The following is an 11,020-nucleotide window of genomic DNA, read 5'->3' as shown; positions in this document are numbered from 1 at the left end:
CACAAAATTTGCCACGAAAGTGTCATAAACCTAGTCAGTAACTTGGGCACTAGCTCGGCCTCAAGCTCAGAAGGACCGGGGGATCCGGTCACACGGGTCCCGTAAACCACGCAAACTACAAAAACCACGCAAGCCCCAATAGTTTTTCCCCCGACTGGGTGCTCAGCCGAAAAGGAATGGAACCGCGAGGGCAATTTCCGCGCCTTATTAAATAGGGGCCACAAAACAGTGCCACAAGCCAAGGCCACGAAATAGAGCCACAAAACAGCGCCACAAAAATAAGGACGAAATAACTACCACGGGGCAACAGCCACAGGACAACAACCACGGGGCGGGGGAGAAATGGTCAACAAGAAACGCAAGCAACTGGTGGCGGACCAGTTTGGAATCATTAGGCCGGATGACCAGCCGGGGAATGGATACCGCGAGGTCGCAAGGCAAGCGCGGGCCGGTTATCTGGAGCGGCTTTGCCGAGGTCACTATGTAGTCGCGCATGCCTGGGAGGGGCTCCACCGCGAGAAACGCCTGGCTATTACTGCTTTGGCGGTGGTCTCCGAGACGTCGTCAGGCGTCATTTCGGGAGCTGCAGCGCTGGCCTTGCACGGTTCGTGGGTGCTGGTGCGCGATGCGAAGATTGTGGTCGTGGGCGGGAGTCAGGAGTTCCACGGCATCGACTATTGCATGCGCCTGCGCTCGGAGATCCATCTGGATCACACGCAGGGGCTCGCGGACCGGCGGGTCGCGGTGCTCGCGCGTGCGGCCTTCGATGAGTGTCGCGTCCGGTTCAGGCAGAAGGGGCCGGAGTCCGTGTCGTGGCGGGCGGCGGTGTTGGCTGTCGAAGGTGCGCTGCGGCATGGCGCCACGCGCGATCAGCTTGAGGAGCTCCCGGCGCATTATCCCAGCGTGCGGGGCCAAGAGCTGTTTCATCGTGCGCTCGCGGTCTGTCATGGTCGTTGCGAAACGCCCGGTGAGGCGCTGACTAAAGCCGCTCTTCTCGAACTCGGCCTGAAGTTCCACGAGCAAGCCGAAATCTGGACTCGCGGCACCAGCCACGATCCGCCGCACTTTCTCGCCCGCGTGGATTTTTATATCCCTGAACTGCTGCTTGTCGTGGAGTTCGACGGCCACATCAAGTATTCGGCGAGCGAGGTCGCGCCGACGCCCGCGGCTCAGTCCAAGCTGCTCACGCGGGAGACTTACCGCGAGCGTTCGCTGCGCGCAACGGGGCTGGATGTCGCGCGGGTGGTGTGGAAAGAGGTGGAATTGCACGCAGTTCGCTTATCGACGCTCCGTTCAATCCTGATCGAGCGCGAACGCGTGGTAGCCGCAGGTGGGGTGACTTTCCGTGCGGATGTGCGCAATGCCGGCCCGTTGATTGGGTAGTTGGGTAATTGGGTAGCGGGGCCGAGGGGCCGCTGGATAGTTTGCCTCAAAAAGAAAGTGACTAGGTTTATGACACTTTGAGCACAAATTTTGCCACGAAAGTGTCATAAACCTAGTCAGTAACTATGTGGAATTTAAGCCAGTGCGCGGTTGACCGCGCTGGTGACTGCCTTCAGCGATGCGTAGGTGATGGAACCAGCGATGCCGGAGCCCCAGACCTTGGTGCCGTTGACATCTGCGAGGACGTAGGCCGCAGCCTCGGCGTCGTCACCTGCGGTGCGAGCGTGCTGGACGTATTCCTGAACCTCGACGTTGATGCCGAGCTTCTCCAGGGCGTTGGCGTAAGCGGCCAGCGGGCCGTTGCCGACACCCTCGACGGTCTGCTCCTTGCCCTCGTAGACGATGTGAGCCTTGATCTTGGTGGCGTCCGACTCGTTCTGAGGGGCATCGACAGTCAGGGCAATCTGCTCGAGTGGAGCCTCGCGGTCCAGGTACTCACCTGCGAAGATGTCCCAAATCGCCTTGGAGTTGACCTCGCCGCCCTCGGCGTCGGTGACTGCCTGCACGACGGAGGAGAACTCGACCTGCATGGAGCGCGGCAGGTTCATGCCGTGGTCCGTCTTCATGATGTAGGCCACGCCGCCCTTGCCGGACTGGGAGTTCACGCGAATAACGGCCTCGTAAGAACGACCGACGTCCTTCGGGTCGATGGGCAGGTAAGGAACCTCCCAGGTCACCGCGCGCAGGTCCTCGTCGGAAAGCTCCTTGACGGCAGCGCCCGGGCGGACCTTGTCTGCCATTGCGTCGAGGCCCTTGTTCACGGCGTCCTGGTGGGAACCGGAGAAAGCGGTGAAGACCAGGTCGCCGCCGTACGGGTGGCGCTCCGGAACGCGCAGCTGGTTGCAGTACTCGACGGTGCGGCGGATCATATCGATGTCGGAAAAGTCGATTTGCGGGTCGACTCCCTGGGTCAGCATGTTCAGGCCCAGAGTGACCAGGCAGACGTTACCGGTGCGCTCGCCGTTGCCGAAGAGGCAGCCCTCGATGCGGTCAGCGCCGGCCATGTAGCCCAGCTCGGCGGTGGCAATGCCGGTGCCGCGGTCGTTGTGCGGGTGCAGCGACAGAATGATGGAGTCGCGGCGGTTGAGGTTGCGGTGCATCCACTCGATGGAGTCTGCGTAGACGTTCGGAGTGATCATCTCCACGGTCGACGGCAGGTTGATGATGATCGGGTTGTCCGGCGTCGGGTCGATGACATCCACCACGGCGTCGACGACTTCCTTGGCGTACTCAACCTCGGTGCCGGTGTAGGACTCCGGCGAGTACTCCCAGCGCCAGTTGGTGTCCGGGTAGTCCTTCGCGATGGTCTTAATCAGCTCCGCGGCGTCGGTGGCAATCTTCTTGATTGCGTCCTTGTCCTTACGGAACACAACATCGCGCTGCAGAATCGAGGTGGAGTTGTAGAAGTGAACGATGACGTTCTTGGCGCCGGCACATGCCTCGAAGGTGCGGCGAATCAGGTGCTCGCGAGCCTGAACCAGGACCTGGATGGTGACATCGTCCGGGATCATGTTCTTCTCAATAATCTCGCGCACGAAGTTGTAGTCGGTCTGGGAAGCGGACGGGAATCCGACCTCAATTTCCTTGTATCCCATCTGGACCAGCAGCTCGAACATGCGGCGCTTGCGCTCCGGGCTCATCGGATCAATCAGCGCCTGGTTGCCATCGCGCAGGTCGACGGCACACCACACCGGTGCCTTAGTAATGCGCTTGTCCGGCCAGGTGCGGTCCTTCAGCTGGAAGTCCTGAACTTCCTGGTCGTAAGGCAGGTAGCGGTTGGTTGCCATCTGGGAGTTGCGCTGCTTATTCCAAGCAGGCTGTCCTTCCGGAATCTCGCCAGCAGGAGTGGAGATTACAGAAGGAGCAGAAATAAAAGCGTCGGAAGGAGACATGTTGTGGGCCTTTCTAATTCGGACTTTTCTTTTAGGCCGGCACAACTTACCCCGCGACGGGGAGCCGGCCTTAAACCCAAGCCCCGCCGCGGCATAGAAGCAGTAGTCCGCGTTGCATGTGATGTACCTTACCCCGATGGTTATATGAATTTCATCATTCGGGGGTTTTAGTGGGGGAAATGTGCTCAGCCATCCACACGCCACCCACCCCGCCAATCGATAGTTCTAAAACTAGTACCAATGTATTTAGCGGGGTAAAGATGATAGCGTCCTTAAGGTGCAAACTAGCTGGTCTATTCTTAAGCGAGACTTGCGCCGTCTCCGCAATAGCCCAAGAGTGTGGGTAATCGTCATCGGCGTGATGATTACCCCTGCCTTGTACTCCTGGTTCAACATCCCAGGCTTCTGGGATCCGTACGAGCACACCGAGAACATTGGCGTGGCAATTGTGAATGAGGACAAGGGCGCGAGTTCCTCGGTTACCGGAAGCCTCAATATCGGTAACCAGGTGGTCAAACAACTAAAACAAAATCATGAACTGGGCTGGCAGTTCCCCGATGCAGAGAAGGCAGACCGAGACCTAAAGCGCGGCAAGGTCTATGCCGAAATCACCATTCCGCCGAATTTCTCGCAGGAAATGGTTGACCTGATTCAAGGGCAGGGGCATCCAGCAAAACTGACTTACCGCGCTAACCAGAAGATCAACGCGATCTCGCCGCACATCACGGCGCAGGGCGCGTCCGGTATTGATGGTCAGATTTCCGCTTCCTTTAATAAGGAGATTGCGAAGGCGGTCACCGAGGAGGTTAAGGAAGCTGGCGGCCTGCTGCAGGGCCGGTTCGATGCGGCTCGTCTCAATTCCGCTGACGCTTTCCAGGATGTCGCTGATGCGGTTGCCAATAGCCGCGATGAAGTCGGTGCTATCCAGGAGCAGATTGGCGATCTGCAGCCGACGATTGCGCAGATCAAGAAGACTCTCAGCAGCGTGGACACGGCCCTCGATGACGCCCAGGATGCGTTGACGCAGGTGCAGGCGATTACTGGTGAGCTCAACAATGAGGTCCTGAATTTCTCCGCGGATCTCAACGATGCCTACTTGCAGGGCAGCACCGCTCTGGTGGAGGGCACCGGTAACGCCAACGCCGCGATTGGCGCGATGACTGGCAATCTGCAGGGCGCAATTTCCCGTTCGGATTCTGCGACGGCTGCAGCGGAGGACATCGTCAACCAGGCGGATCAGGTCATTGGTGGGCTGAATTCCCTGCTGGAAGCCAACCCGCTCAACGGCCCGGATAAGCAGGCAATCCAGCGCACCATCGATGCGCTCGACGAGAGCAACGCCACCAATAAAGAGCTAGTGGAAGGCCTGAAGAACGTCTCCGGCTCGGCGCAGGGAACTCTCGACTCCCTCAACGCCACCAGCGAGGCATTGGCGCAGGCCACTAAGGACGGCAAGGCCGCCTCGGATCAGATTCGTCAGGCGTCCCAGGACGCACTCCCGCAGTTGAGCAAGGCACTTAATCAGCTCAACGCGCGCGTGGGTTCGTACGCGGCGGCGCTTGGCGCGCAAAAGGACACCGTCAAGGAAACGTCCGCGCTTCTCGACGCTACGAGTGGGCAGCTTTCTGCTGCGGATCAGGTCCTCGAGAGCTTCAAGGCCGACCTTGATGGTGTGCGCGATGGCCTGGAAACTGCGCGTCTCGATGTCCTTACCCTGGGCACCACCGAAGAGCGCGAAGCCATGAACATGGTCAACGACCTCGATCCTGAGGGTATCTCGCAGTTCCTGAGCGATCCGGCTGAGGTTAAGACCGAGGCCGTGTTCCCGGTGGATCACTACGGCTCGGGTATGGCGGCGCTGTTTACCAACCTGTCGTTGTGGATTGGTGCGTTCATCCTGATTGTGATTTTCCGCGTGGAAGTCGACGCGGAAGGTTTCAAGGAAATCACGGTGGGCCAGGCGTACATGGGCCGCACATTGCTGCTGGGCATCATCGCTACTTTCCAGGCGCTGATTGTCTCTATCGGTGACATCGTCATTGGTGTGCAGCATGTCAGCGCGGTTGCGTTCGTCCTCACCTGTGTCGTGGTGGAGTTGTGTTATCTCGCCATTATTTACAGTTTGGTGGCGGCGTTTGGCCACGTGGGACGTGGTATTGCCGTAGTGCTCGCGTTTATTCAGATTCCTGGCGCCGCCGGTCTCTATCCAATTGAGATGACCCCGGACTTCTTCCAGGCGCTGAATCCGTTCTTGCCGTTGACTTACGGCATTGATGCTCTCCGCGAGACCATTGGTGGTTTCTACTCGAATTACTACCTGAAGAACATGCTCACCTTGATGGCCATGGCAGTGGTCGCCTACGTGGTCGGTTACTGGCTGCGCCGCAGCCTGTCCTCGGTCAATGTCTTGGTTAACCACCAGCTTGAAGAGGGCGGACTGGTCAACAACGAAGAAGTCCACCTGGTCGGTAGCGGATACAAGCTCAGTGACCTCGTCTTTGCGCTGCGTAACCGCGAGGAGTACCAATCGCGAGTCGACGAGCGGATGGAGAATCTGCGTGGCAGCTACACGCTGTTCATGCGCATGGCCATTGGCATCGCCGTGGCCGCCCTGGTGGTGCTGGGTATTTTGGCCCGTAACTACCCGGATCAGAAGGCCCTGTTCTTCGGTCTGGCTTGCCTGTTTGTGCTGCTCTGCCTCGCCTACATCGCGGTGCGCGAGTACGTCAAGCAGTCTGTGATTCACGCCCAGGAGCTCAGCGAGATGTCGGAGGAGGAGCTGCGCGCCTACATGGAGCACCAAACTTCCCATCCGCATGCGTACTCGCTGGAAAATGCTGGTGATTCGTTTGAGCCACAGGCGAAGGTGTCGTCGGCAAGCGTGAAGACTTCCCCAGAAGGTGAAGCCTAATGAGAAACGTTCTTGAAATTGTGCGGAATGACTTTCGGGTGATCCGCCAGAACACGATGACCGGCATCATGGTTTTCGGTCTGGTGCTGATTCCGCTGCTGTTCACCTGCTTTAATGTGCTGGCCAGCTGGGAGCCGTTTGAGAACACCGAAAAGCTGAAGATTGCGGTCGCCAGTAATGACCGTGGTCATCGCACGGATATCGGTGCGATTGACGTCAACTTGGGCAATGAGGTGCTGTCGAAGCTGAGCCGTAACCACGAAATTGACTGGCAGATTACGGATTCTGAGGACGCCATCGACGGCACTAAGTCCGGTGACTACTACGCGGCAATCGTGCTTCCGGAGAACTTCAGTACTGAACTGATGACCTTCTACGTCCGGGGCACCAAGGCGCCGAAGCTGACGCTCTATACGAATGAGAAGAAGAACGCGCTTTCGTCAATCATTACGAGTAAGGGCGCGAGTGGCGTTATTCAGGAGATTGACAAGAACTTCACGCAGGTCGTCGCCAGTGTTGGGCTGGGCGTGATCACCTCGCTGGATGAGTATCTAAACACCTCCGACTCCAAGCAGGCACTGACGCGCGTGCAAAACCGCGTTGATGACACCGCCGCGCGGCTGCGCTCCGGTGCGCAGACTGCTCGTTCGCTGTCCACGCTGGTGGAGACCACCGTGCCGCTGGTGGAGACCGCGGATTCCATTTTGGAAAACGCTGGTGCGCGGATGGACATTCTGCGCAATGGTTCGGGTGACGGCAACGTCGCAGGCGATCTGGAAGCCGCGGTCGGCAATGTCCGCGACTCGGTTAGCACGGCGCTCGACGCAACGCAGTCGAGCTACGAAGGCGTGCGCGACCGCGTCAACGAGCTTGTCGACGGCACCCAGGCCACCAGCGGCGCGACCGCAGATACCTTTGACGCGATGGCGGCCAAATTCGGCCAGCAGGCCGATGGCCTGACTGCGATGCGCGACCGCCTGGAGGACACCGTTGGGGCAGTGGTTCCGGGTGTCGCTAAGCCGGGCTATGACCGCGCGATTTCCGATCTGAACACCTCGATTGCTCGCACCCGTGGGCTGCAGGAGAGTTTCTCCGCCGTGGCAGCGGATTTGCGTGGTGGCCGGGATACGGGATCGTCGATAAGCCAGGCGAAGGACGCTTTCACGGCTGCGATTGCCGCTGTGGAAAATGCCAAAAACTCCTACGAGCAGAACCTGCGCCCGCAGATCGACGCACTGTCGGAGCCGGTGTCGCGTCTGAGCAACGACATCGAGGTCATTGGCGAGGACATTCGCGGCATCCGCGGTACGATTTCCGGCTCGCCGGTGGATACGCTTCGTAAGACCAGCGCCGCCACGATGGGTCTGAGCACCCGCTTTGATGATCTGGCCGCTCGCTTCGACGAGATCGACAACGCGCTGGAAGAGGCGAAGGACACCGGTGACCTCTCGCGAATTGCTGAGGCCGTCGGTGATGACCCAAGTGCCCTGGCAGCGCAGTTGGCCGCGCCGGTGCAGGTCGAGGAAGACCCCGTCTTCCCAGTCCAGAGCTTCGGTGCGGGTATGGCGCCGTTCTATGCGACCCTCGCGCTGTGGATCGGTGCGCTGCTGTCGTCGGTGCTGATCCGCACCACGGTCCGTAGCCGCGACGGACAGAAGGTCGGCGATGATGAGGCCGAGAATGTGGTCAGCGATGCAGTCGATGATGCGCAGGGCGATGCAGCCAGCGATGAAATCGACGAGCCGACCAGTGACGCACAAATCAACGCTGCGCAGGCCGATGACTACACCCGCGTCGAGAAGTACTTCGGCCGGTTCGCCACCTTCGCCAGCGTGGGCCTGGTTCAGTCCACACTGATGGTGTTGGGACTCCAGGTGTACGTGGGCATCGAGCCCGCGCACCGATTCCTGATGCTGCTGGCCGGCTGGGTGATTTCGCTGGTGTTTATGATGATCGTCTTCTCGTTCGTCTTCACCTTCGACAACGCCGGCAAGGCCATCTGCGTGCTGTTGCTGGTGATGCAGGTCTCGGCCGCAGGTGGCGCGTATCCGCTGCCGCTGGTGCCACAGTGGGTCCAGAACATTAGCCCTTGGCTGCCGGGTACCTACGCGATCGATATGTTCCGCAGCTCCATCGCCGGTATCTATGAGGCAGACTACTGGAAGCTGATGTTCATGTTGGCGCTGTTCATCATCCCGTCGCTGATTCTGGCGCTGGGCCTTCAGCGCATCTTTGAAAAGGGAATCAACGAGATCAAGAACGCAATCGAGGAGACGAAGGTGATGGCGACTTCGTAAGGGGGCCTAATCCTCCGCCTCGTCATTCTCTGTCTCGTCGCTCTCGCGCTCGGCCGCCGGCTCGCCCTTGCCGTCGCGCGAGAGCTTCCGCAGCCACCAAATCAGCAGCGCAATGATCACCGCCGCTGCTGCCAGGATGGCCCACATCCACCACTGCCACTGCGAACCGCTGCCGTCGAACACGGACTCCTCGTCAGGATCCATCGGCACCTGATGCCCCGTCACCAGCAGGCGGTGCGTGTTAATGCCGTAAGGCGTGCACGTAATCAGGGTGATCAGGTCTTCTCCGGGGACGCGTCGTAAAGCATCGGTTTCATCCGGCTTTACGACGGCTACGTCGTGGACCTCATACTTCAACTTGTGACCCGCGACTGCGATGTAGAACGCGTCGCCCTTCTTGACCTTGTCGAGGTTGTCCCACAGCGTCGCATTCTGCAGACCCGTATGCGCGGACAGCGACGCGTGACGACCTTCGCCCTCGCCCACGCCGCCGACCGGGAAGTCGGTGCCGTAGAGGTGACCGACACCGCGCGAGAGCGACTTTTCCGACGTGCCATGGAAAATGGGCAGGTCAGAGTTGATGGACGGGATGACGATGCGGCCGAGCGCGTCGGTCTCGCCAAGCACGTCGAGGTAGTGGCGGTAGCGCTGGTACTCCGGGGAAGACTCGTCATCAGAGGTGGTCCAGGCATCGCCCGGATTGACCTCGCCGAGGCTGGCGTTGTACTCATGGGCCTCGTTCCAGGCGGTGTCCAAGACCTCAGGAGGAGCGGATTTCTCCAGCTTGGAGTACTCATCTGCGGCGCGGGCCTGCAGGAAGTTGTTCCACTGCGTTGCGACAACCGGGTACAGCAGCACGCCCAAACCGCCAATGATCAACAGCAGGGCGATGATGGTGTTCGAGTTGAGCTTCTTGCCCTTTTGGGGCTTTGCTTTGGTGTTGGTTGCGGCGGTTTTGGTTGCGGCGCTGGTGCTGTTTGCGCGTTCGGACTTCCGCTTAGATGTCGGTTTGGGTGCCCGCTTGGAAGTTGCCCGCTTGGAATGGGAATGACGCCCCATCGAGTCCTACCTTTGGTGACCTTGTGCATAGCGGCCACGGGTCTTTCTCACCAGGGACAGTTCCCGGGCAGGGATAGCCAGGCCGACAAATCGCTAACGACTTAATAAGTGCAAATACCAATTTATGTCATGCGGCCCGGGAGAGTTGAACTCTACTTACCGCGTGGCGGCATCGGTGGAGTCTGTGGTGGTGATTTCGGTGCTTGGGGCGTCGGTGTTTGCCGTGCTTGCGGTGCTTGGGGTGTCGGTGTTTGCGGTGCTTGGGGCGCTTGCGGCGCTTGTGGAGGTGGCCTCTGCCGGCCGAGCCGCCAGGGCAATAGTGGCAGAAATCATGGTTACCAGTGCGATAAACAGCGCTACCCATTGCACACCAACTGCCTGGAAGCGCTCACCAAGAACGATGTATCCCAAGCTGAAGGCAACGATCGGTTCCACGACGGTCATAGCTGGCAGCGAAGCCTGCAACGGCCCCGCGTTAAAAGCCGCCTGCTGCAGGCCGACGCCAATAACCGCCAGTGCCACAAGCAGCCAGAGTTCCCAGGAGAGCAGGAGCTGGACAAGTCCGTCGTTGACATAGGTATCGACCACCGACTTAGACAGCAGCGCGACGAAGCCGTACAGCCAGCCGGTTGCCGTGCCGAGCAGCAGGGCCTTCGGGTTCTGGCGCAGCACTCCGTGCTGTTTGGTGTCTGAGCCGCCACCGGCGCCGGTGCCGGTGTTGGGCCACTGAACTGCAGCGGCGTAAAGCCCGCAGGTGACCACGCCACCGACGGCAAGAGCCCATCCCCACAGGTAGGTGGGGATATCGGTGGAGCCGGCAGTCGGCTTGCCGAGCAACACCAGCGTCGCCACCGCAAAAGTAAGCGCCACGGACCAGATCATCTCTGATCGCGAAATCCGCCGACCGTTGACCTTCGCTGCCAGCGGGAGCGTGAGCATCAGCTTCATGACCAACAACGGCTGCACCAGGAGCAACGTGCCAAATGCCAACGCCGCGACTTGAAATACATACCCGGCAATTGCCAGACCCGAGCCCAGCCACCAGCGCGGCAGCTTCAGGGTCTTCGCCACTCCGCGAAGTGTGCTGGTGCCCTCTTCCAGTGTTCCGGAGAGGTTGTGGCGGATGACGGTTCCCCACGCGATGCTGAGTGCGGACAGCAGTGCCAGTATCGCAGCGAGAAGGTCATTGTTCACGTAGGGAATGCTAGGCATGCAACACTTGTCATGTCCACTTCGCAGGGGTTGAGCGGGGCAGTGGTTGGTGCCCGCAGCGCCTCGGGAATTAGCTGGTTCGGCCAAGAAGCTGACTGAGCTCGGGCCGGGGAGTTAGGGAGTGGAGCTGACTGAGCCCGGAGTTCCTGGCACAGTACCGAGAGTTACTGACTAGGTTTATGACAGTTTCGAGGCATTTTATGGCC

6 protein-coding genes are annotated in these 11,020 nt (G+C 59.8%); 3 read left to right on the top strand and 3 right to left on the bottom strand.

From position 1 onward, the window contains the following. The first annotated feature begins 342 nt into the window (after positions 1-342). Positions 343-1,383, top strand: a complete 1,041-nt coding sequence (locus tag QKE19_RS10955) for a hypothetical protein (protein ID WP_049171181.1) — start codon at positions 343-345, stop codon at positions 1,381-1,383. 134 nt (positions 1,384-1,517) lie between these two features. Here QKE19_RS10955 and leuA read toward each other — a convergent pair whose 3' ends face one another. Continuing rightward, entirely contained in the window at positions 1,518-3,335 is a 1,818-nt protein-coding gene (gene leuA / locus QKE19_RS10950) for a 2-isopropylmalate synthase (protein ID WP_049193461.1), read from the bottom strand. 277 nt (positions 3,336-3,612) lie between these two features. On the opposite strand from leuA, the gene QKE19_RS10945 reads away from it, so the two are divergent. Continuing rightward, positions 3,613-6,246: a YhgE/Pip domain-containing protein gene (locus QKE19_RS10945; protein ID WP_347891074.1), complete on the top strand. Its 2,634-nt coding sequence runs from the start codon at positions 3,613-3,615 to the stop codon at positions 6,244-6,246. Next, positions 6,246-8,543 (top strand): YhgE/Pip domain-containing protein, encoded by a 2,298-nt coding sequence (locus tag QKE19_RS10940; RefSeq protein ID WP_049189660.1) that lies wholly within the window; start codon positions 6,246-6,248, stop codon positions 8,541-8,543. Before QKE19_RS10945 ends, QKE19_RS10940 begins: the two co-directional genes overlap by 1 nt. Before the next feature lie 6 nt (positions 8,544-8,549). Here QKE19_RS10940 and QKE19_RS10935 read toward each other — a convergent pair whose 3' ends face one another. Together QKE19_RS10935 and QKE19_RS10930 are read right to left on the bottom strand one after the other, a co-directional pair. After that, on the bottom strand, positions 8,550-9,602 hold the full coding sequence (locus tag QKE19_RS10935) for a class C sortase (RefSeq protein WP_070859181.1): 1,053 nt from the start codon (positions 9,600-9,602) through the stop codon (positions 8,550-8,552). 156 nt (positions 9,603-9,758) lie between these two features. Beyond that, the gene (locus tag QKE19_RS10930; protein ID WP_347891073.1) at positions 9,759-10,796 is read right to left on the bottom strand and encodes a DMT family transporter; all 1,038 of its coding nucleotides are present in this window, start codon (positions 10,794-10,796) and stop codon (positions 9,759-9,761) included. Between the last annotated feature and the right edge of the window lie 224 nt (positions 10,797-11,020).

This window comes from Corynebacterium sp. c8Ua_99 (assembly GCF_039907185.1).
In the GTDB taxonomy this organism is placed as follows: domain Bacteria; phylum Actinomycetota; class Actinomycetes; order Mycobacteriales; family Mycobacteriaceae; genus Corynebacterium; species Corynebacterium jeikeium_D.
The sequence above is the reverse complement of the archived record's forward strand: the minus strand, read 5'-3'. Positions and strand labels throughout refer to the sequence as shown.

Excerpts from the sequence above, each read along its gene's own strand:
- QKE19_RS10955 (WP_049171181.1), top strand. The coding sequence starts at position 343 with ATGGTCAACAAGAAACGCAAGCAACTGGTGGCGGACCAGTTTGGAATC.
- leuA (WP_049193461.1), bottom strand. The coding sequence starts at position 3,335 with ATGTCTCCTTCCGACGCTTTTATTTCTGCTCCTTCTGTAATCTCCACT.
- QKE19_RS10940 (WP_049189660.1), top strand. The coding sequence starts at position 6,246 with ATGAGAAACGTTCTTGAAATTGTGCGGAATGACTTTCGGGTGATCCGC.
- QKE19_RS10935 (WP_070859181.1), bottom strand. The coding sequence starts at position 9,602 with ATGGGGCGTCATTCCCATTCCAAGCGGGCAACTTCCAAGCGGGCACCC.